Genomic DNA, 21488 nt, shown 5'->3' on the forward strand with positions numbered 1-21488 from the left:
GGCGTGGGTGCGATCCAGACCTCAGAATCCGACACCGTCGCGGCCGGCGGGCGGTTTTCCGCGACGCAAGACGCGCAATTCGCCGCCGAAGTGCGCGAGTGGCTGGCGGAGAACCTGAACGGCGAATTCCGCGACCTGCGCGGTCTCGGTGGGCCTGGCCGGGAACACGAGGCATTCGACGAGCGCCTTGCCTGGGACCGGCACTTGGCCGCCGCGGGCTGGACCTGTCTCGGCTGGCCCACGGAGTACGGCGGCCGCGAGGCGACCGTGCGCCAGCAGGTGATCTTCCATGAGGAGTACGCGAAAGCGAACGCGCCGGCCCGAGTTTCGCACGTAGGTGAGGAACTGCTCGGCCCGACCGTGCTCGCCTTCGGCACGCAGGCGCAGAAGGACCGCTTCTTGCCCGGCATCCGCACGGTGAGCGAGCTGTGGTGCCAAGGCTATTCGGAACCGGGCGCGGGCTCGGACCTGGCCGCGATCACCACCGCGGCGCACCTCGACGGCGACGAATGGTCGATCAACGGCCAGAAGATCTGGACCTCGCTGGCCCACGTCGCCGACTGGTGCTTCGTCATCGCACGCACCGAGCGCGGCTCGACCAGGCACAAGGGCCTGTCCTACCTGCTGGTCCCGATGAAACAGCCGGGCATCGACGTCCGCCCGATCATCCAGCTCACCGGGACCTCGGAGTTCAACGAGGTCTTCTTCGACAACGCGCGCACCGCAGCGGATCTGGTGATCGGCGCGCCGGGCGACGGCTGGCGGATCGCCATGGGCACGCTGACCTTCGAGCGCGGCATCTCCACCCTCGGCCAGCAGATCAGGTTCGCCAGGGAACTGGCCGATGTCGAGGCGCTGGCCCGCCGGACCGGCGCCGCCGACGACCCGCTGATCGCCGACCGGATCGACCGCGCCTGGGTCGGACTGCGGGTGCTGCGCGCGCATGCCATCCGCACCATGGAGGGTGCGGGCGTGGACGACGGGGGACAGGCCTCGGTCGCGAAACTGTTGTGGGCCAACTGGCATCGCGGTCTCGGCGAACTGGCGATGGCCGTGCTCGGCCCGTCGGGTCTGGTGGCCGACGCGGACGATTTGAACGAATGGCAGCGGCTGTATCTGTTCACCCGCGCCGACACCATCTACGGAGGTTCGAACGAAGTGCAGCGCAACATCATCGCCGAACGCGTGCTCGGCCTACCGCGGGAGGCGCGGCCATGAGTGAGCGAGCCGATCTGTCTGTTGCGCCGCAGCCGATTCCCGGGCACGGCCTGCTGACCGGACGTGCCGCCGTCATCACCGCGGCCGCGGGCACCGGCATCGGCTCGGCCACCGCGCGCAGGCTGCTCGCCGAGGGCGCCGACGTGGTCGTTTCCGATTGGCACGAGCGGCGTTTGGCCGAGACGGCGACCGAACTCGCGGCCGAATTCCCGGACCGCAAGATCGGCTCGATCGTCTGCGACGTGCAGAGCACCGAACAGGTCAACGCATTGGTGCGCGGCGCGGCCGACGCAATCGGCCGGATCGACATCATGGTCAACAACGCCGGTCTCGGCGGCGAGACGCCGGTGGTCGACATGACCGACGAGCAGTGGGACCGCGTTCTCGACATCACCCTCAACGGCACCTTCCGCTGCACCCGCGCCGCCCTCGGTTACTTCCGCGACGCGGGCCACGGTGGCGTGATCGTCAACAACGCCAGCGTGCTCGGCTGGCGCGCGCAGCACGGCCAGGCGCACTACGCCGCGGCCAAGGCGGGCGTGATGGCGCTGACCCGGTGCAGTGCCGTCGAGGCCGCCGAACTCGGCGTGCGGATCAACGCGGTGGCCCCGAGCATCGCCAGGCACGCCTTTTTGGACAAGGTCAGCTCGACCGAACTGCTCGACCGGCTGTCCGAGCGGGAGGCATTCGGCCGGGCCGCCGAGCCGTGGGAGGTCGCCGCCACCATCGCCATGCTGGCCAGTGATTACACCTCGTATCTGACCGGCGAGGTGGTCTCGGTCAGCAGTCAACGCGCCTGAGGCGGTTCGGTTTACCGGGACCACGCCGAACCGTCGCGCCAGAGTGCGATCGCCATCCAGCATCCCGCATATATCGAGCAAATGGGCGGCTGATCAGGTAGAAAAGGCCGCGCCAGATATCGCCGGGGTGTGCCATGCTGGGTGACATCGGATCCCGCACTCTCCAAAGGGGCGATAGCTATGGGCCTGGATAGCCCAGCTGCCCGCGAACAACTGGAACTCGAATTGGTGCGCGAAGTCGTGCTGGCCCGGCGCAGACTGGACAGCATGGTGCTCGCCGCGCTGACGCTCGGCGCCGAACTGATCGAGCACACCTCCGAATGCGCGACCGCGATGCGCGCCGCCCAAATTCTCGAGCAGTACGCCGTCGACGAGCGCGAGGTCGCGCGTGACCCACGCGCCGCGCTACGTGCCGATATGGCGCGAGATCGGGCGCGAGCCAAGCAGATCGGGCTCGGTTCGGATTGCCAGGAGACCGAGCAGGACCGGCGCCGACATCGGCAGACCGCCCTGCTGTGCGAGGTGCGGGCGGACCTGCTCGACGTGGTGGCGAAATGCCGGAAGTTCCGCTTCGACCGCGTCGCCTTCGACGAAGAGATCGCCCAGGGCCTGTGCGCCGCCACCGACAAGCTGGTGATCGGCGCGGACATGGACACCTACCAGGCGTGGCAGCGCGGCATGGTGCTCAAGCTGAAGGAAGAGCCGGTGGCTTACGGCCCGCCGCGGGTGATGGCGACGGTGGATGCCGGGCCCGGCCGCGGTCAGCTCACCGTCGAATGGGACAGCTGCGAAAGACGTCTTGCCTTGGTGGCGCGGATGGCCAGAGCCGGCGTCGCCCCCGTGGTGATCTGTGACCGGCTGCTAGCCGACCTATCCATGTCCTCGCCGCTGCGATATTCGGTCCGCTGAGCAGCTGAAGCAGGACATACCACCTGCGGCCCTGTACCAAGCAAATGCTTGGTTGTATTATGGCCGATGTGACCACACCCGACGCTTCGAAATCAGCACGGCGCAATGAACTGCTCACGCTGGCGGCGGAACTCTTCGCCGAGCGAGGCCTGCGCGCCACCACCGTGCGCGATATCGCCGACGCGGCCGGGATCCTATCGGGGAGCCTCTATCACCACTTCGATTCCAAGGAGTCGATGGTGGACGAGATCCTGCGCGGCTTCCTCGACGATCTGTTCGGGCACTACCGCGAGATCGTCGCCGCCGGGCTCAGCTCGCGAGACACCTTGGAGGCCTTGGTGATCGCGTCGTACCAGTCGTTCGATCGGCACCACGCGGCGGTGGCCATCTACCAGGCCGAGGCCAAACGGCTGCGCACCGCCGAGCGGTTCACCTACATCGCCGACTACAACCGCGAATTCCGCGAGCTCTGGCACCGCGTACTGACCAACGGCGTGACCGACGGCAGCTTCCGGCCCGAAATCGACGTCGAACTGGCCTACCGGTTCCTGCGCGACACCGTGTGGGTCGCGGTGCGCTGGTACCAGCCCGGCGGCCCGATCACCGTAGACAACCTCGCCAAGCAGTACCTGACCATCGTGCTCGACGGGCTCACCGTGTCCGAACAGCGCACCACGTAGGAGTTCTTCGATGTCAGTACCAGCCACACCCCGCCGCCCGTACGCCCCGCTGCGGGACGCCTACGTGATCGATGCGGTGCGCACCCCGGTCGGCAAGCGCGGCGGCGCGCTGGCCGCCGTGCACCCCGCCGACCTCGGCGCCGCCGCGCTGCGCGGACTGCTGGACCGCAGCCCGATCGATCCCGGCAATGTCGATGACGTGATCATCGGCTGCGTCGACAATGTCGGTCCGCAGGCCGGAAACGTCGGCCGCACCGCGTGGTTGGCCGCCGGATACCCGGAAGCGGTGCCCGGCGTCACCGTCGACCGGCAGTGTGGATCCAGCCAGCAGGCCATCAATTTCGGGGCGCAGGCCATCATGAGCGGCACGGCCGAGGTGATCGTGGCGGGCGGGCTGCAGAACATGAGCGCCATCCCGATCTCCGCCGCCATGTACGCGGGCAAGGAGTACGGATTCGACTCACCGTTCGTCGGTTCCGCGGGCTGGGATCATCGCTACGGCACCGCCGAGGTCACCCAATTCCACGCCGCCCAGCTGATCGCGGAGAAGTGGCGGATCAGCCGGGAAGACATGGAGCGCTGGGCATTGCGCAGCCACGAGCGGGCGCGCGATGCCATCAAGAACGGCCGCTTCGATCGGGAGATCGTTCCGGTCGGTGACTTCTGGATCGATCAGGGACCGCGCGAGACCAGCCTGGCGAAGATGGCGTCGCTGCCCCCGCTCGCCGAGGGCAGCCCCCTGACCGCGGCCGTGGCCAGTCAGATATCCGACGGCGCGAGCGCCACCTTGCTCGCCTCCGAATGGGCCGTCGAGGCATACGGTTTGACGCCGCGAGCGCGCATCCATCACGTGAGCGCGCGTGGCGCCGATCCGATCTTCATGCTCACCGCGCCGATCCCGGCGACCAAGTGGGCGCTCGAAAAGACCGGTCTCACCATCGATGACATCGACGTGGTGGAAATCAATGAGGCCTTCGCCCCCGTCGTGCTCGCCTGGCTGAAGGAGACCGGCGCGGACCCGGAGCGGGTCAACGTCAACGGCGGCGCCATCGCGCTCGGCCACCCGCTCGGCGCCACCGGCGCAAAGCTTTTCGCCTCGCTGCTGAACGAACTCGAGCGGATCAACGGCCGTTACGGTCTGCTCACCATCTGCGAGGGCGGCGGCACGGCCAACGTCACCATCATCGAGCGTCTCGGCAGCTGAGTAGCGCAAACGCGAAATGCCCCGCTCCCTGGATGGAGCGGGGCATCAGCCTTGGTGTTCAGAGCACCTTCCGCAGCTCCTCGATGCGGGTTATCGCGTCGGTGACGATGCGGTCGATGAGTTCCTGGCAGCTGGGCAGGTCCTCGATGATGCCGGTGACCTGACCCGCGGCGAGCACCCCCGCCTGGGTGTTGCCCTCGACCAGACCGGCGCGCAACAGCATCGGCGTGTTGGCCGCCATGACGACCTGAGACCACGTGAGGCCCTTGGTCTTTCGCATGGCCAGCCCGTCGCGGACCAGGGTGGACCACTTCATGCCGGTCATGCTCTTGAACTTGGCGGCATTGGCCACCGCCGCGGCGAGACCGCGGGCCCGGCCCGAATGCTCCAGCCGCTGCACCAGTTCGGTGTTCAGCACCCGATGCGGCATGCCGTCGACCTTGGTGGAGACCACGGTGTCCTGCAACTGCCTGCGCAGGTACTCCTGCTTGACGGCCTCGGGCACGGTGCTCTCCTTGGTGAGCAGAAACCGGGTGCCCATCGCGACACCCGCCGCCCCGTAGGCCAGCGCCGCGGCTAAGCCCCGGCCGTCGAAAAAGCCGCCCGCGGCGACCACGGGGATATCGACCGCGTCCAGTACCGACGGCAGCAGCAGGGTGGTGGCCACCGGGCCGGTGTGCCCGCCGCCCTCGCCGCCCTGCACGATGACCGCGTCGGCGCCCCAGGACGCCACCTTCACCGCGTGCTTGGCCGCGCCGATCGATGGAATCACCACCACGCCAGCATCCTTCAGCTTTGCGATGAGATCCTGCTTGGGCGCGAGCGCGAACGACGCGACCGCCACCTTCTCGCGGATCAACAGGTCGATGCGTTCAGGAGCGTCGGACGCGTCGGCGCGGATGTTCACACCGAACGGTTTGCTGGTGTGCGCCTTGGTCTTAGCGATCGCCGCTGCCAGCTCCGCGTAGGTCATGGTGGCCGACGCCAGAATGCCCAGCCCGCCCGCCTCTGCGGTGGCGACGACCAGGCTCGGGCCCGCCACCCAGCCCATTCCGGTCTGCACGATGGGGTGTTCGACACCGACGAGATCGGTCAGCGGGGTGCGCAGCCGGGCGGTCATGACGGCACCTCCGTTTCCCGAATCTTCTTGGGATCGAGCACTTCCCGAATAAGTCGCAGTTCCTCGGCGGTGGGTAGCCGGGTTTCCGGCGCATCGGCGAGTCCGTCGATCTCGAACGCGGTGTTCTCGGCCACCTCGGCGGCGGTAACGCCGGGGTGCAGGCTGCGGGCGCGCATGGTGTGGCCGGGGCCCTCGAAATCGAAGACGCCCAGGTTGGTCACCACCCGGTGCAGGTGGTGGAACCGGAACGCCGGGTTGGCCGGATCCACCTTGTCGTAGCCGACACCCGAGACGATGTCGACCCGGTCGGTGAACACCCGGTTGGTGTGCCGCGAAACCCAATAGCTGGTGGCGTGATTGATCGTGTTACCCGGCGCGCCACGTACCCCGAACATCTGCCGGGTCGGCTGTTGTAGCGCACCGAACGCGGAAAGATTCTGATTGCCGTACCGGTCGATCTGGTTGGCGCCCATCACCACGTGCCGCCGGCCGGAGGCCACGACATCGAACACCCGCCGGAACGGAATCCAACCCTCGATCGGGCCTTTGCCGCCCAGCGGGGGCGTCTCGGCGAAGAACAGCGCCTCGCCGTCGGAGAGCAGCAGATCCGGTTCGGTGGTCAGCTTGGCCAAGCGCGCACCGATGATCGACATCGGCGACATCGGGCTCGCCATGATTTCGCCCGCGCCACTGAAGATCTCCGCGCAGGCGACGGCGCACACCTCGGCCCGGGTAATGGTTTCGGTACTGTGCCCGCCCGTCGCTGTCATTTCTGCGCCTCCTCTGCGAACTCGCGAACAGCGGCCTGGTACTCGTCTTCGGAAACGGCCAGATACTTGTCCACGAACTCCTGCCAAGTCTGCGGGCTTTTCGCCGACTGCACGTAGTGCTTCTGAAACTTCTCGTCCCGGCCGTAGCTGTCCCCGGCCAGCGTGAAGTGGGCTCCGCCGGGCGCCTCGACAACGCCGTCCACCATCATCCGGTTGAGCAGCAGCGATTGCAGGGGAACGGTTTTCACCAACTCGTCGGTCTCGACGATTCGCTCCACCGACACGTACCGGCGCTCGGCCGCCAGGCAGTACAGGTCATCGAAATAGGGGTCGACACCGGTGTAAGCGGCATTGCCGTGCCGGTCGCCGATATTCAGATGCACCAGCGCGGCATCGAGCTTCAACGCGGGCATCGCGATCAGCGTTTCCGTCCGCCCCTCGGCATCGGGGTAAGGCGAAGTGACCGTGCGCAGTTCGCCGTCCCAGAAATTCGGCACATCCGAGCCGAGCCCCGCCCGGATCGGCAGGAACGGTAACCGGGCCGCGGCCGCCTCCAGCCCGCACTTGAGCATGCCCTCGTCCATCTCGCGCGCCACCAGCGCACCGGAGGTACGCGCGTGCGCGAACCACGGGTCGTAGAACGGCGGCGAATCCAGTGATACGAACCCGTAGTAGGCCTTGCTCACCTTGCCTGCCGAGCACAGCAACCCGAGGTCCGGCCCGCCATAACTGACCACCGTCAGATCGCTGAGGTCCGACCGCAGGATGGCCCGTACCAGCGCCATCGGCTTGCGCCGCGACCCCCAGCCGCCGATGCCGATGGTCATTCCGCTGCGCAACTCGCCGACGACCTCGTCCAGCGACATTCGCTTGTCTCGCATGACTTCTGATCCCTGTCTAATTGGCGGCGTTCCCGGTCCCTCCGTGGTTACGCAAGCTGCCGCCTCCGGGCCTGCGCTCACGCCGCCGTTACTACTCGGCCTTACGCGCCGCCAGATCGTCGTCGAACCGGGCGCGGATCTCGTCGGCGACACCGGCGAGGTTGAGTTCGAAGGTGAATCCCTGTTCGTACCGGTAGCTGCGGTGCACGTCCTGCGGGTCGATGCCGTTGAGGGCCCGCTTCGCCGCGCGGATCACCCGGCCGTCCTTGGCGGCGATGTTCTTGGCGACTTCCATTGCGGCGGCGTCGAGTTCGGCCCGCGGCACCACCTGATACACCGAGCCGAAGTGCTGTAACTGCTGCGCGGTGATGGTGCTCGCGGTGTAGAACAGCGCCCGCATCAGGTGCTGCGGCACCAGCCGGGACAGGTGGGTGGCCGCGCCGAGCGCGCCGCGATCGACCTCCGGCAGGCCGAAAGTGGCGTCGTCCGAGGCGATCACCACGTCCGCGTTGCCGACCAGGCCGATGCCGCCGCCGAGGCAGAACCCCTGGACCACCGCGATCACCGGCACCGGGCAGTCGTATACCGCCGCGAATGCCTCGAAGCAGCCATGATTCGCGTCGATCAGCGCCTGATGGCCCGGCTTGCTCTGGATCTCCTTGATGTCCACGCCCGCGTTGAAACCGCGATTCTCGGCGCGCAGCACCACGACTCGCGTCTCCTTGTCCCGCCCCGCCGCGCGGATCGCGTCCGCGATATCGAACCAGCCGTCGGTCGGTATGGCGTTGACCGGCGGATAGTCGACCGTGACCACGGTGATACCGGTGGATTCGGAGTGACGGTTGATCCCCATCGCCTATCCCTTCGTGATGGCCCCAGCCCGATCGTGATCAATCCGGCTCGGCATAAGCCCAGCGTTGGCAAAGCAAGCAGTTGCTTGGTAGGTTAGCACGGTGGCACTCGAAATCGATCTGGCCGACCGCGTCGTTCTGGTGACCGGCGGCGTGCGCGGGGTGGGGGCCGGGGTGAGCAGGGCATTCCTCGCGGCGGGGGCGACCGTGATCGCGTGTGCCCGGCGGCCCGCCGACGCACCGATCGAGGTGAACGGCCGTGCCATCGAATTCCTGTCCTGTGATATTCGCGACGCCGACGCGGTGCGGGCGTTGATCGAAACGGTCGTCGAACGCCACGGCCGCCTCGACCACCTCGTCAACAACGCGGGCGGCGCACCGTTCGCCCTGGCGGCCACCGCGAGCAAGAATTTTCACGCCAAGATCGTCGAGCTGAATCTGCTTGCGCCGTTACTGGTTTCGCAAGCGGCCAATGCGGTGATGCAGCGACAGCCGGACGGCGGCTCGATCGTCAACATCTCCAGCGTCAGCGGTCACCGGCCGTCGCCCGGTACCGCCGCCTACGGCGCCGCCAAGGCCGGGATGGACAGCCTGACCGCCTCGCTGGCCGTGGAATGGGCACCCAAGGTCCGGGTCAACTCCCTCGTCGTCGGCCCGGTCGACACCGAGCTGAGCCAGCTGCACTACGGCGACCAGGACGGCGTCGACGCAGTGGGCGAGACGATCCCGCTCGGGAGGATGGCCCACCCGGACGACATCGGCCGCTGCGCCGCCTTCCTGGCCTCCCCGCTGGCATCCTACGTCAGCGGCGCCTCGCTGCTGGTGCACGGCGGTGGCGAGCGGCCCGCCTTCCTGGCCGCGTCCACCGCGGCCGCCGGGCAGCAGTCCTGAACACACCGGACACACACGAAGAGGACACAGGTATGGATTCCGAGCAGATCTGCGCAGGCCGCGTCGTCATCGTCACCGGCGCGGGCCGTGGCATCGGCCGCGCGCACGCGCTCGCCTTCGCCGCGGCCGGGGCCAAGGTGGTGGTCAACGACCTCGGTTCGGCGCTCGACGGCGCGGCGACCGCCGAGACCCCCGCGGCACAGGTCGTCGCGGAGATCGAGGCACTCGGCGGCACGGCCGTGGCCAACGGCGACGACGTCGCGGATTGGCAAGGCGGCCAACGGCTTATCCGCCAGGCCGTGGACACCTTCGGCGGGCTGGACGTGCTGGTCAACAATGCCGGTTTCGTGCGCGACCGGATGCTGGTCAACCTCGGTGAGGAGGAATGGGACGCGGTGATCCGCGTGCACCTCAAGGGTCATTTCGTCACCATGCGGCACGCGATCGAATACTGGCGCGGCGAGTCCAAGGCCGGTCGTCCGGTCGATGGCCGCGTCATCAACACCAGTTCCGGCGCTGGTCTGCAAGGCAGCGTCGGCCAGGGCAACTACGGCGCGGCGAAGGCAGGTATTGCCGGACTTACGCTGACGGCGGCCGCGGAGTTCGCTCGCTACGGCGTCACGGTGAACGCCATCGCCCCCGCCGCCCGCACCAGGATGACCGAGACCGTCTTCGCCGACACCATGGCCCGGCCGGACGAGGGCTTCGACGCGATGGCCCCGGAGAACATCTCCCCACTCGTCGTCTGGCTCGGCAGCCCACAATCGGCCGCGGTCACCGGACGCATGTTCGAAGTCGAGGGCGGCAAGATCGCGCTGGCCGACGGATGGCGGCACGGCGTCGCGGTCGATCGCGGTGCCAGGTGGTCGCCGGGCGAGCTCGGCCCGGTGGTAGCTGACCTGGTAGCCAAGGGTATGCCGCCCGAGCCGGTGTACGGGGCCTGACCGGGCATCCGACCTTCTTCCTGCGCCGATAACGGACGGGGGTTAACATGGGCCCTTATCCGTTAAAAGTCCCGTGTGAGAGTCGCGACCGGGCAAGATCTGCGCTTTACAACTGAGGGGAAGGCTCGGCGCATGGCCATTGGTCGCACAATCCGTGTGGTTGCAGTAGCTGGGACTGTGGCCGGCTTTGCGCTACTCGGTCCTGTCGCGGCCGAGGCGCAGCCCGGAGGCGGCTGCCCGCAGTGTGCCGCGGACCCCGCTCCGCCGCCCTACGACACCGGAGAACCCTGGTATCCGCTGTCCGTCCCCGGGCAACGTTCAGACGTCAGCGCCGTGCCGACCAACCCCGCTATCGGCTCGGGTTCGGCGGCCGGTTCCGCCGCGGCGGGCTCGGCGGCCGCCGGAGGATCCGCTGCCGCAGGATCCACTGCGGGAGGTTCCGCCGCGGCCGGTGGTTCCGCCGCGGCGGGTTCGGCGGCCGCCGCTGGTTCGGCTGGGCTCGGTGCGCTCTTGGGTACCGGTTCCGCCGGGCTCGGGGTGACGCTCGGTACCGGCTCGGCCGGACTAGGCGTCGTCCTCGGCTCCGGTTCGGCCGCGCTCGGCCTCACCGGCTCCGCGGGAGCCGGTGCCCTGGCAACGGGTTCCGCCGCGGTGGGTTCCGCCGGGATCGGTGCCTTGGCAACGGGTTCCGCGGCGGTGGGATCCGCTGGGATCGGTGTCGGCGCAACGGGTTCGGCGGCCGTCGGTTCCGCGGGCGTCGGTTCGGCCGGAGTGGGTTCCGCTGGTGTCGGTTCCGCTGGGGTCGGTTCGGCCGGTGTCGGTTCGGCCGGAACAGGTTCAGCCGCAGTGGGTTCCGCTGCGGTGGGCTCGGCAGCCGTCGGCTCGGCCGCTCCGCTGCTGTTGCTCCTGATCCCCATTCCCGCGCCGCCGACTCCCGTGGTTCCGCCGGTCACGATCCCTCCGGTTCCGTCTGCTCCGGCGGTCCCGGCCATTCCGGCGCTCCCCGTACTCGTGCCGGTTCCGGCGGCGGTTCCCGCTGCGCCACCTCCGCCGCCACCTCCGCCGTCACCGCCACCACCCTCGGTGCAGGCGGCACCCGCCAATCCGAACCCCGACGTGCGGCCCACCAGCGCCGACGACGGGCTCCCGAAACCTAAGCTGCTGTCGGTGATCGGCGGTCTGATCGCCCTCGGGTTGGCGGGAGCCGGTTCCGGCGCGGTCAGCTTCCAGAGCGCCGCGGCCGCGCAGGCCAGAGTCGACGCCGCCCGTGCCATGTTCTTCCCGAGGCCGTGAGGGGTGATGGCATGAGTGAGAGCAAGACTCAGAACAGCTCGCGGTCCTACCGGAGGGTCGCCGCCGCGGTCGACGCCGTGTGCGCCGTCGCCGCGGACTTCGACGCCACCACCCTCGACGAGGTGGTGCTCGCCATCGCGAGCGAGCGGCATCGCGAAATCGAAATCGCCAGTGCGCAATTGGGTCCGGGCGTATGCGGCCAGCGCAGGCTCTATCCCGATCGGGACGTGATCGTGCTCGCCGAATCGCTGCCGAGCCGCGAGCACACCCTCGCACATGAGTTGGGGCACATCGTGTTCAACCACGAGGGCGCGCCGGCGGATGAGGTGACGATCGAGGCCAGTGACGATCTGATCGCCTACATGCTGAGCCAGCGGGCGCACCAGCAGATCCTCGACGACGGCGCGGACGAGCTCGCCGAGTGGGAGGCCGAGACCTTCGCCGCCATGCTGATGACCCGACTGCGCGTGTTCAACTCCCGGGGCGCAGGCGTCTCGGTCCTTCGATTCGATGAGGCGTTGGGATGACCCTCTGGTTGACGGCTCTGCTGGTCTGGATGGCGGCAGGCGCGCGGGTCGGGCGCGTGCTGGTCAAACCCGCGACAACGGCGCGGGTGGCCATCGTGATCGCGGTCGCCGCGGTCGCGCTGGCCGCCACCGTCGCGGTTCCCGAGATCGCGGTGGCGCTGGATAACCTGCGTCCGCAGGGCGTGCGGGCCGGCTGGCTGTCCGACGGCGTGGTGGTCTCGGCCTGGGTCACCTTCGTCACGGCCACCTCGGTGGTCGCCTTCGCCGCTTGGCCGGTGTGCTCCCGGCAGAACCTGCGTCAGGTCGCCATGGCCATCTACAGCCTCGGTGTCGTCACGGTGGTCGCCACCCTCGCCTGGTCGTTCACCTTCGGCTGGGAGGTGGTCACGCTCGGCGCGGTTTTCATCATCGTCACCGGTCTCCGCAACCTCGACTGGACCACGCTCGGTCGGGGCATTGCGATCTACACCACAGGCACCGCGGTCGTCGCCGGGCTCGCGATGTTGGAGATCCGGCGCGCGTTCACCGAGGCGCCGCCGGTGGCTCCTGGCCAACCGAACTGGGCATGGCAGGCATGGGAAGTGGCGAGCCTGCTGATCGCGTTCGGCGCGGTGTGGATCGTGGTGGAGCTGTGGGTGCGAGCGCGGGTGCTACTGCGCCAGATTCGGCTGTTGCACCGCATCATGATCGGTCGGTTTCCTGAAGTGGTCGCGCATGACCAGACCGGTACGTCGACTCAGTTGCGCGCGTCCGATCAAGTGGCGCAGATCATGGACGCCCTCTACCTCCAGTCCGGCGGTGGTGTGGTGCTCGCCGCAGTGGCGTCGCCGCCACCGTCGATCGCGGAGCGGGCGGACGTCGTGGCGCAGTGGGCGCGAAATCCCTTGGGCGATGTGGTGCTCGACGCACGGTGGATTGCTCCGCCGGAGGGGATTAGTCCGCGCGGCTGGGTCCAGGCCATCGCTAGGGCCTATGACGCGACAACACTCGAACCCGCTCGAAATTGAGCTGTTGCGCCGCTGACGGGTATTCAGCGCACTAGTGAGTGCCGCGAGATGTGCGTTGCTGGCCGACAGCGAGCGGGCGTCTGAGTTCCGGGTCTCCGGCATGAGTTACCCATGTACTCACGAAATCAGTTGTCCGAGAAAACCCTTGTGCGTCGACTAGTTCCAAAATTCTCGAATGTGCTTGCATCAGCCGGTGATCGGGCGTTGTCAGTACCCCTTGACGGACAAGCCCCTATTTCCCTGGGCACGGCTGTACCGCCTATGCGCATTGCCCGGCCGGACGCGCACATAACACAGCACAGTGCGACCCTGTGGGTCGCACTGTGCTTCCGTGCAAGAGAACCTATTCGGTGCCATCCGGAGGAATTTCGGGCAAGCCTTCGCTTGCCCGCAACTTCTCCGCCATGGACGTGAGGAGGTTCTGAGATTCTTCGGGCAGGTCGAACGCTCTACTCGACAGCCGTCGCAGTCCGTAGCCCTGCAGCTGGGACAGCAACTCCAGATCGTGATCGATCTTGGCGGCATAGATGTCGTTGAAGAAGTAGTCCGGCTTGACCTTGAAGAACTTCGCCAGGGCGGCCACCGTCTCATCGGACGGGTTCGTCCGTTGTCCCGACCGCAACTGCGACAGGTACGGTTTCGAGATCGGATGTCCGGAGGCCGTCAGCGCAGCCGCAACCTCCGCGTTGGTGTGCGGCTTACGCCCCGGGGGATGCACGGTTTCGAACAGCTTGTTCAGCCGCGCCGCGAAATCAGCCATTGTGAGCCGCCCAATTCCCTTCGCTGTACTAACAGTCGTTATCTCGGATACGTATCATTGATATTAGCGGCTCAGTAACTGAAAACCTACGCCTGATTCCGGATTTCCTTGAAGCTTCTAGGTGCCAGTCCGGCGAAGGTACTGGGACCGTTGCGTTTGCGGGTCGCCCCAACGGCTCTCGAGAAGCCGAGGTACGGACCGGTTCTGGCCCGTCCTGGAGGTCTTCTACGATACACGCTTGATAGCGGAAAGATAGCTGACGTCTCATCTAGTTGTCGGTCCTCCGGAAGATGTGGCGTACGACACGTTTCGGGGCCTGGGGGATGAACGTTCAACAATCCGGTTTTCGGGAGTCGAGGGCCCTACAGCCGCTCGATGATCGTCCCTGTCGCCAATGCGCCACCGGCACACATCAGTACCATGGCGGTGCTGCGGCCGGTTCGCTCCAGCTCATGCAAAGCCGTTGTGATCAGCCGGGATCCGGTAGCGCCCACCGGATGGCCCAGCGCGATCGCGCCGCCGTTGACGTTGACCCGGTCCAGGTCCGGCTGATGCACCGCGGCCCAGGACAGCGCCACCGACGCGAAGGCCTCGTTGATCTCGAACAGGTCGATGTCGCCGATGGTCATTCCGGACCGCTCCAGCAGGCGGGAGCACGCCTGCACCGGCCCGTCGAGGTGAAATTCCGGTTCCGCGCCGACCAACGTTTGGGTGACGATTCGTGCTCTTGGTCGCAAACCTGCTCGCTGCGCGGCCTTTTCGTCCATCAGCAGCACCGCGGCGGCACCGTCGGAGATCTGCGATGAACTCCCGGCGGTGTGGACGCCACCCTCCAGTACCGGCTTCAGCTTGGCCAGGCCCTCGACGGTGGTCTCGCGCAGTCCCTGGTCCCGCGACACGTCCAGCTTCTCGCCGGTCGGCTTGCCCGCCTTGTCGACGGCGGGCGCGGTGACGGTGAGCACCTCGCGGTCGAAGTGCCCCTGCGCCCACGCCTGCCCGGCCAGGCGCTGCGAACGGGCGCCGAACTCGTCGACGTCCGCGCGAGTGATGCCGCGCCGCTTGGCAATCCGCTCGGCCGCCTCGAACTGATTTGGCAGGTCGATGTTCCAGGACGCCGGCCTGCGCGGACCGGCGTGCTCGCCGACATTGGCGCCCAACGGAACTCGGCTCATCGCCTCGACGCCACAGGCGACGCCGATGTCGATCGCGCCGGTGGCGATGAGTCCGGCGATGAGGTGGTTGGCCTGCTGTGCCGAGCCGCACTGCGCATCGATGGTGGTCGCGCCGACCTGCCAGGGCAGTCCGGCGTGCAGCCAGGCGACCCGCGTCACGTTGTTGGATTGCTCGCCCGCCTGGGTGACGCAGCCGCCGATGACCTGCTCGACCTGCGCCGGGTCCAGATGGGCGCGTTCGAGCAGCCCGCGCTGGGCGAAGCCGAGTAGTTCGGCGGCGTGTAGTCCGGCCAGCCAGCCGCCGCGCTTGCCGATGGGAGTGCGCGCGGCCTCGACGATGACGGGTGTGCCCATGTCCAACCTTTCGTATGGGACAGAAAACTGAAACGAGTTCTCCATGATTTTCGAAGGCGGTTCTGTCCGGTTTCTTTCCTCATACTGCCGCCTATGCTTCAATGATTATAGAACGTGTTTCAGTTTGTCGAAGGAGACATCTGGTGGTAGACCCTCGGAATATCCGGCCGAATCTGCCGGACGGATTCGATGTCACAGACCCCGACATCTACGCCGAGCGGGTTCCGGTCGAAGAGTTCGCCGAGCTGCGCCGCACCGCCCCGATCTGGTGGAATCCGCAGCCCGCCGAGGTCAGCGGCTTCCGTGACGAGGGCTTCTGGGTGGTCAGTAAGCACGCCGATGTCAAAGAGGTGTCCCGGCGCAGCGACGTGTTCTCCACCTTCGAGAACACCGCCATCCCGCGCTTCAACGACGACATCACCCGCGAGCAGATCGAACTGCAACGGTTCGTCCTGATCAACAAGGACGCCCCCGAACACACCAAGCTGCGCAAGATCATTTCCCGCGGCTTCACCCCGCGCGCGATCAACGGTCTGCGCGCCGAACTCTCGGCCCGGGCCGAGTCGATCGTCAAAGCGGCGGCCGAGTCCGAGACCGGCGACTTCGTCGCACAAATCGCGTGCGAACTGCCGCTGCAGGCGATCGCCGAGCTGATCGGCGTCCCGCAGGAAGACCGGATGAAGGTCTTCACCTGGTCGAACGACATGACCGGCTACGACGACCCGGACAACGACGCCGATCCGGTCATGGCCTCGGCCGAAATCCTCGGCTACGCATACCAAATGGCCGCGGCGCGCAAGGAATGTCCGGCCAACGATCTGGTCACCACCTTGATCGAAGCGGACGTCGACGGCGACAAGCTCAGCGAGGAGGAGTTCGGCTTCTTCGTGATCATGCTGGCCGTGGCGGGCAACGAGACGACCCGCAACGCCATCACGCACGGGATGAACGCCTTCATGGAGAACCCGGACCAGTGGGAGCTGTTCAAGAAGGAACGCCCGGCCACCGCCGCCGATGAGATCATCCGGTGGGCCACTCCGGTCACCTCGTTCCAGCGGACCGCGCTGGAAGACACCGAACTCGGTGGCGTGCAGATCAAGAAGGGGCAGCGGGTGGTCATGCTCTACCGCTCGGCCAACTTCGACGAGGACGTATTCGAGCATCCGGAGAAGTTCGACATCATGCGAAAGGACAACCAGCACTTGTCCTTCGGTGGTACCGGCGCGCACTTCTGTGTCGGTGCGAACCTGGCCCGGCTGGAGGTCGACCTGATCTTCAACGCCATCGCCGATCATCTGCCGGATATCACCAAGATCGGTGAGCCGAAGCGGCTCCGGTCCGGCTGGCTCAACGGGATCAAAGAGTTTCCGGTCGACTACAAGACCTGTCCTGTCGCCCACTGACCACGAAAAGGCCCTCGTCCCGGCAGTCCCCACGCCGGTTCGAGGGCCTTTCGCCCGTTGGTTCAGCTGATTTTCTTGGCGGTGGCCATTGCGCGGTCGACCTCCCAAAAGGCCCGCAGAGCGGCGATTTTGCCCGACTCGTCCACCCGATAGGTGAATACGCCATCGGCGTCGATCTGATGGCTGCCGAGCGTGCTGCGGATGGTGCCGGTGAAGGCCACCTCGTTCCCGCACGCGAACGAGTCGCCGAACAGGAACTCGATCGCCGTCGTCTGCGCGATCGCCTTGTCCCAGAATTCCGCGATCGCCGCCTTGCCGCGATGTCCCTTGCCTTCCGGGTCGAAACCCGAAGGGCCGATGGGATCTTCGACGATGCCGTCCTCGGCGAACAGGGCCACCCACGCCTGCTTGTCCCGAGCCCGCACCGCGGCCTGCGAAGCCAGTCCGGCCGCGCGGGCCGGATGGTCGGTGGTGGTAGCGGTCATGGTCGCTCCTTGTGGTCTGCGGGGGAGTCGGCGTTCACCGCGCGGCGGCGACGATCGGATCCTCGATGTGCGCCGCGGCGAATCGGCGCAGCGAGTCCTGTTTGGCGGCGAGCTCGCCGTCGAAGCCGATGCCTTCGGTGAGCCAGGGGACCACGATCGCGTCGGTCACGCCCGCATCCGCCAGCTCCTGATAACCCGAACGGCCGAACCGGTCGACGCACACCGCCTGGATCTCGAACGGCGCATCGCCCCGGCCGAATTCGGCACGCAGCGCGTCGAGCTTGCCGATGGTGCGGCACAGCTCGTCGTAGGTCATCATCGCCGAGGTCCAGCCGTCGCCGACGCGGGCGGCCCGGCGCAGCGCCGCCTCGGTGTGCCCGCCGATGTAGAACGGCACCGGCTCGGTCGGCGCGGGGCTCACCTGCAGCAGCTCGAAATCGAAGAACTCGCCGTGGTATTCGACCATGCCGCCGCCCAGCACCAGCTTGATTACCTCGATCATCTCGTCCACCCGAGCGCCGCGCCGTGCGTACGGCACACCACACCATTCGAATTCCTCCGGTGCCCAGCCGATCCCGACACCGAATCCGAAGCGGTTACCGGACAGATTGGCCACCGAACCCACCTGCCGGGCCAGCAGCAGCGGATTGCGCGAACCGAGCTTGAGCACGTTGGTGTAGAACCGAATCCGGCTGGTCACCATGGCCATGGCGGTCGTCCCGATGAGCGGGTCCACCCAGGGCGTCTCCGGCCCCCAGAACCGGCTACCGTCCGCGGTATACGGATACTTCGCCGCCGCGGACTTCATATAGAACAGCGAATCCGGCAGGGCGATCGACGAGAAACCGCACTCCTCAGCCGTTTTGGCCAGCTCGGGCAACTGATCCAGCGGACTCAGCGCGATGCCGAGGGTGAACTTCAGCGGACTCATCGCTTTTCCGACCCCACAACCCACATGGAGAAGTACTGGGAGCCGCCGCCGTAGGCGTGGCCGAAGGCCTTGCGGGCACCTTCGACCTGGTAGGCACCGGCGCGGCCCATCACCTGCTTGGCGGCCTCGGCGAAGCGGATGAGCCCGGATGCGCCGATCGGGTTGGACGAGAGCACGCCGCCGGACGGGTTGACCGGCAGAATGCCGCCGATCTCGGTTTCGCCCTTGTCGGTCAGCTTCCAGCCGTCACCCTGCGGCACGAAGCCGAGATTTTCCAGCCACATCGGCTCGAACCAGGAGAACGGCACGTAGATCTCGGCCACGTCGATTTCGTTGAGCGGGTCGCTGATTCCCGCCGCTCGCCACAGCGCGGCGGCCGCGTCCTGCCCGGCCTGCGGGTTGACCTGATCGCGGCCGGCGAAGGTGGTCGGCTCGGTCCGCATCGCGGTGCCGTGCACCCAGGCGACCTTCTTGCCGGTGGCTTCGACGGCGGTAGCGGCTTCTTCGTCGCCGATCACCATGGCGCACGCGCCGTCCGATGACGGGCAGGTCTCATCGAAACGAATGGGGTCCCACAGCATTTGTGAGGCCAGCACCGATTCCAGCGTGATGTCGGGCTGCTTCAGGTGGGCCAGCGGATTCTTGGCGCCGTTGCGGCGATCCTTGACCGCGACCATCGCGCCGATATGGCTCGGCGCGTTCGAGCGCCGGATGTAGGAACGCACGTGTGGGGCGAAGTAGCCGCCCGCACCCGCGCCGACCGGCATGGTGAACGGCACCGGAATCGACAACGCCCACATGGCATTCGACTCCGACTGCTTCTCCCAGGCGATCGCGAGGACACGTTTGTGCACCCCAGCCTGCACCAGATTCGTGGCGACCACGCCGGTAGAGCCGCCGACCGAACCGGCGGTGTGCACCCGCAGCAGCGGTTTTCCGGTGGCGCCCAACGCATCCGCCAGATACAACTCGGGCATCATGACGCCCTCGAACAGATCCGGCGCCTTACCGACCACCACCGCGTCGATATCGGCGATGGTGAGGCCGGCGTCGACGAGCGCGCGATCGATGGCTTCGCGGCACATGCCTGCCATCGACACATCGGTTCGTTTCGTCACGTGATGGGTTTGTCCGGTGCCGAGCACCGCAGCGGGGAAATTCATCGGCGCGCCTCCGAATCCAAGACAGTCACAAGGTTTTGCTGCAGCGCGGGGCCGCTGGTGGCATGGGCGAGTGCGCGATTCGCGGAACCAGCCATGATGGCCTCGGCCGCGAAACCGATGCGCTCCAGACCGGCGGCGAACATCGGGTTCGCGGCAAGCGCGCCGCCCGACGGATTCACCTTGGTGCCATTCGTCAAGCCGATCGCCTCGGCGAGAATCAGCTGCTGATGACTGAACGGCGCGTGCAGCTCGGCGATATCGAAGCTGGTGTTGCCGCCGGTAACCGCTTGTGCCGCAGCCGAAGTCGACGGGGAGACGGTGAGATCGCGGGCACCGAGCGTCGGGGTGTCCACCCGATGCGCCATCCCGGTGATCCACGCCGGACGTTCGCAGAGTTCGCGCGCCCGGTCGCCGACCGCGAGCACGATCGCGGCGGCGCCATCGGTGATCGGCGCGATATCGTGGGCCCGCAGCGGATCGGCGACATACGGTGTGTCGAGCAGGCTTTCGACGTCGCCCCCCTCGCCTGCGGCCACCGCCGCCATATCGCGTTCGGTCCAGCGGCCCGCGTCCAGTCCGGCCCTGGCTTGCAGGCCCGCGATGGACCATGCGTCCGGCCACAGCGGCGTGACCAGGTACGGATCGAGCTGCATGGTGAGAATCTGGCGCAGCGTGCCCGCCGACGACTTGCCGAAGCCGTACACCAGTGCGGTCTTCGCCTGTCCGGAGCGCAGTTTCACCCATGCCTCGTACAGCGCCCATGCGGCGTCCATCTCGACATGCGATTCGTTGATCGGCGGCACCGCGCCGATCGCATCGACTGCGGAGATGAACGAAAAAGCGCGTCCGGCAAGGTAATCAGAGGATCCGGAGCACCAGAAGTCGATATCGGACTTGGTGATGCCGAGCTGGCTGTAGAGCTGCTGGAAGCAGGGCACCAGCATCTCCACGCCATTGGTGGTGCCGAAGGTCTCCGGCACGTGCGGCGCGTGGGCGAAACCCACGACCGCGATGTCACTAGGGGGACGGTAGCCGTCGGAGCCCGCGGAGACGGCGGGGCGGGTAGACGGAGCTTTGTCAGTCAACGTGCGCCTCTCTCAGAGGTGGTGCTTGTAGGTCTCGTAGTCGGCATCCGGCTCGCCGGTGGGGCGGAAGTGGTCCACGTTCTCCAGCCCGAAGCCCCACTCCTCGCGCGGCTTCCACACGGCTTGCACCCGCATGCCCATCCGCACTTCGCTTGCCTCGCAACCGAGTACCAGGTGCAGCGCCGGAATGTCCGCTCCGTCCAACAGCACATACGCCGCGACATACGGTGGCTTGATCCGCTGACCGAGGAACGGCACGTTCACGATGCAGAAAGTGGTGACCGTGCCGCGGTCGGGCAGCTCCACGATCTCATCGGTGGGCCTGCCGTCGGTGGGGTTGGCGCCGCGCGGTGGGAAGTACACCTTGCCCGCGGCGTCGGTGCGTCCGCCGAGCAGTTTGCCTTCGGCGAGTCCGCGCAGGTAGACGGTTTCCTGCGGCGACGCGGTGTGCTTGTAGGCGAGGTCGACCGGCGTGGTGATCATGGTGATCGGTTCGCCGTCGGACGCGGATTCAGCGGGTGCGCCGGACTTTTCGCCCGGTTCGAAACAGGCGATGTCGTGGATGCTGCCGGTGGTCTCGGCGGCCCACCGGACGGTCACCCGCATGCCGGTGTGGATGGCATCCGGCGTGGCGACGTCGACGGCGTGCAGCAGCGTGGTGTCCGCGCCGTCCAGCCGGATCAGCGCCCACGCGAACGGCCGGTCGAACGGCTGGCCGGGCAGCGGTTCGCGCACCCAGGTCCACGATTCGACGGTGCCGGTGTCGGCGACGTCGACGAACTCGGTGAGCGGGTCGGCGGTGATCGGATCGTATTCCGGCGGCGGGACGAGCACCCGCCCGTCCGAGCCGCGCGCGCCGACGAGCTTGCGGGCGCGCAGGTTGGTCAGAAAATTGCCGATGGTCGGCCCGACGGACCGGGTGTAGTCGAATCGCATTCGCAGGGGCGCACTGAGTACATCGGGTGCGGTGTGCACATCTGCCGCCCGGCCGCCGCCCCTCATGGAGTCACTGCGCGACGCTGTGTTCAATTTCGCCCCTC

The 21488-nt window shown here is 67.3% G+C and carries 22 protein-coding genes; 11 read left to right on the plus strand and 11 right to left on the minus strand.

Annotated elements, in window-relative coordinates; genetic code table 11:
* Nucleotides 1-12 precede the first annotated feature (12 nt).
* From KV110_RS03110 to KV110_RS03130, 5 genes are all read left to right on the plus strand, one after another.
* On the plus strand, nt 13-1218 hold the full coding sequence (locus KV110_RS03110; protein WP_218478141.1) for an acyl-CoA dehydrogenase family protein: 1206 nt from the start codon (nt 13-15) through the stop codon (nt 1216-1218).
* Complete coding sequence (locus KV110_RS03115; protein WP_218473208.1) at nt 1215-2018, plus strand: SDR family oxidoreductase; 804 nt, start codon at nt 1215-1217, stop codon at nt 2016-2018. The genes KV110_RS03110 and KV110_RS03115 overlap by 4 nt, the downstream gene beginning before the upstream one ends.
* Before the next feature lie 180 nt (nt 2019-2198).
* A complete protein-coding gene (locus tag KV110_RS03120; protein WP_218473210.1) occupies nt 2199-2927 on the plus strand; it encodes a hypothetical protein in 729 nt (242 codons plus the stop codon).
* 59 nt (nt 2928-2986) lie between these two features.
* Complete coding sequence (locus tag KV110_RS03125; RefSeq protein ID WP_218473212.1) at nt 2987-3607, plus strand: TetR/AcrR family transcriptional regulator; 621 nt, start codon at nt 2987-2989, stop codon at nt 3605-3607.
* A 10-nt stretch (nt 3608-3617) separates the two neighbouring features.
* Nucleotides 3618-4811 (plus strand): acetyl-CoA C-acetyltransferase, encoded by a 1194-nt coding sequence (locus KV110_RS03130; RefSeq protein ID WP_393537309.1) that lies wholly within the window; start codon nt 3618-3620, stop codon nt 4809-4811.
* A gap of 58 nt (nt 4812-4869) precedes the next feature.
* On the opposite strand, the gene KV110_RS03135 is transcribed toward KV110_RS03130, so the two are convergent.
* From KV110_RS03135 to KV110_RS03150, 4 genes are all read right to left on the minus strand, one after another.
* Nucleotides 4870-5931, minus strand: a complete 1062-nt coding sequence (locus KV110_RS03135; protein WP_218473214.1) for an NAD(P)H-dependent flavin oxidoreductase — start codon at nt 5929-5931, stop codon at nt 4870-4872.
* A complete protein-coding gene (locus KV110_RS03140) occupies nt 5928-6701 on the minus strand; it encodes a CoA-transferase subunit beta (RefSeq protein ID WP_218473219.1) in 774 nt (257 codons plus the stop codon). The genes KV110_RS03135 and KV110_RS03140 overlap by 4 nt, the downstream gene beginning before the upstream one ends.
* On the minus strand, nt 6698-7582 hold the full coding sequence (locus KV110_RS03145; RefSeq protein ID WP_218473221.1) for a CoA transferase subunit A: 885 nt from the start codon (nt 7580-7582) through the stop codon (nt 6698-6700). The genes KV110_RS03140 and KV110_RS03145 overlap by 4 nt, the downstream gene beginning before the upstream one ends.
* Before the next feature lie 91 nt (nt 7583-7673).
* Entirely contained in the window at nt 7674-8435 is a 762-nt protein-coding gene (locus KV110_RS03150; RefSeq protein WP_218473228.1) for an enoyl-CoA hydratase family protein, read from the minus strand.
* Between the two features lie 100 nt (nt 8436-8535).
* Here KV110_RS03150 and KV110_RS03155 point away from each other — a divergent pair, with 100 nt between their 5' ends.
* The 5 genes from KV110_RS03155 (at nt 8536) to KV110_RS03175 (ending at nt 13095) form a co-directional block, all read left to right on the plus strand.
* Nucleotides 8536-9324 carry an SDR family oxidoreductase gene (locus KV110_RS03155; RefSeq protein WP_218473236.1) on the plus strand — a complete coding sequence of 263 codons (789 nt, stop codon included), beginning with the start codon at nt 8536-8538 and terminating at the stop codon, nt 9322-9324.
* 32 nt (nt 9325-9356) lie between these two features.
* Entirely contained in the window at nt 9357-10268 is a 912-nt protein-coding gene (locus tag KV110_RS03160; protein ID WP_218473238.1) for an SDR family oxidoreductase, read from the plus strand.
* A 177-nt stretch (nt 10269-10445) separates the two neighbouring features.
* Nucleotides 10446-11561, plus strand: coding sequence for a TrbL/VirB6 family protein (locus KV110_RS03165; protein WP_218473240.1), 1116 nt, complete (start codon nt 10446-10448; stop codon nt 11559-11561).
* A gap of 11 nt (nt 11562-11572) precedes the next feature.
* Nucleotides 11573-12088, plus strand: a complete 516-nt coding sequence (locus KV110_RS03170) for an ImmA/IrrE family metallo-endopeptidase (RefSeq protein ID WP_218473242.1) — start codon at nt 11573-11575, stop codon at nt 12086-12088.
* The gene (locus tag KV110_RS03175; protein WP_218473244.1) at nt 12085-13095 is read left to right on the plus strand and encodes a hypothetical protein; all 1011 of its coding nucleotides are present in this window, start codon (nt 12085-12087) and stop codon (nt 13093-13095) included. The genes KV110_RS03170 and KV110_RS03175 overlap by 4 nt, the downstream gene beginning before the upstream one ends.
* Before the next feature lie 343 nt (nt 13096-13438).
* On the opposite strand, the gene KV110_RS03180 is transcribed toward KV110_RS03175, so the two are convergent.
* Nucleotides 13439-13855 (minus strand): helix-turn-helix domain-containing protein, encoded by a 417-nt coding sequence (locus KV110_RS03180; protein ID WP_218473246.1) that lies wholly within the window; start codon nt 13853-13855, stop codon nt 13439-13441.
* A 362-nt stretch (nt 13856-14217) separates the two neighbouring features.
* Nucleotides 14218-15381: a steroid 3-ketoacyl-CoA thiolase gene (locus KV110_RS03185; RefSeq protein WP_218473253.1), complete on the minus strand. Its 1164-nt coding sequence runs from the start codon at nt 15379-15381 to the stop codon at nt 14218-14220.
* A gap of 101 nt (nt 15382-15482) precedes the next feature.
* Between KV110_RS03185 and KV110_RS03190 the strand changes: the two genes are divergently transcribed.
* Complete coding sequence (locus KV110_RS03190) at nt 15483-16784, plus strand: cytochrome P450 (protein WP_423709999.1); 1302 nt, start codon at nt 15483-15485, stop codon at nt 16782-16784.
* Between the two features lie 62 nt (nt 16785-16846).
* Here the strand turns inward: KV110_RS03190 and KV110_RS03195 are convergent, their stop codons facing one another.
* The 5 genes from KV110_RS03195 to KV110_RS03215 form a co-directional block, all read right to left on the minus strand.
* Nucleotides 16847-17269 carry a nuclear transport factor 2 family protein gene (locus KV110_RS03195; RefSeq protein ID WP_218473269.1) on the minus strand — a complete coding sequence of 141 codons (423 nt, stop codon included), beginning with the start codon at nt 17267-17269 and terminating at the stop codon, nt 16847-16849.
* Nucleotides 17270-17303: 34 nt separating this feature from the next.
* On the minus strand, nt 17304-18191 hold the full coding sequence (locus tag KV110_RS03200; RefSeq protein ID WP_218478143.1) for a TIGR03619 family F420-dependent LLM class oxidoreductase: 888 nt from the start codon (nt 18189-18191) through the stop codon (nt 17304-17306).
* A 5-nt stretch (nt 18192-18196) separates the two neighbouring features.
* Nucleotides 18197-19363: a thiolase domain-containing protein gene (locus tag KV110_RS03205; RefSeq protein ID WP_218473271.1), complete on the minus strand. Its 1167-nt coding sequence runs from the start codon at nt 19361-19363 to the stop codon at nt 18197-18199.
* A complete protein-coding gene (locus tag KV110_RS03210) occupies nt 19360-20376 on the minus strand; it encodes a thiolase domain-containing protein (protein ID WP_246634674.1) in 1017 nt (338 codons plus the stop codon). The genes KV110_RS03205 and KV110_RS03210 overlap by 4 nt, the downstream gene beginning before the upstream one ends.
* An 84-nt stretch (nt 20377-20460) precedes the next feature.
* Nucleotides 20461-21450, minus strand: coding sequence for a Zn-ribbon domain-containing OB-fold protein (locus tag KV110_RS03215; protein ID WP_218473275.1), 990 nt, complete (start codon nt 21448-21450; stop codon nt 20461-20463).
* Nucleotides 21451-21488: the final 38 nt, after the last annotated feature.

It is taken from the genome of Nocardia iowensis, from assembly GCF_019222765.1.
In the GTDB taxonomy this organism is placed as follows: domain Bacteria; phylum Actinomycetota; class Actinomycetes; order Mycobacteriales; family Mycobacteriaceae; genus Nocardia; species Nocardia iowensis.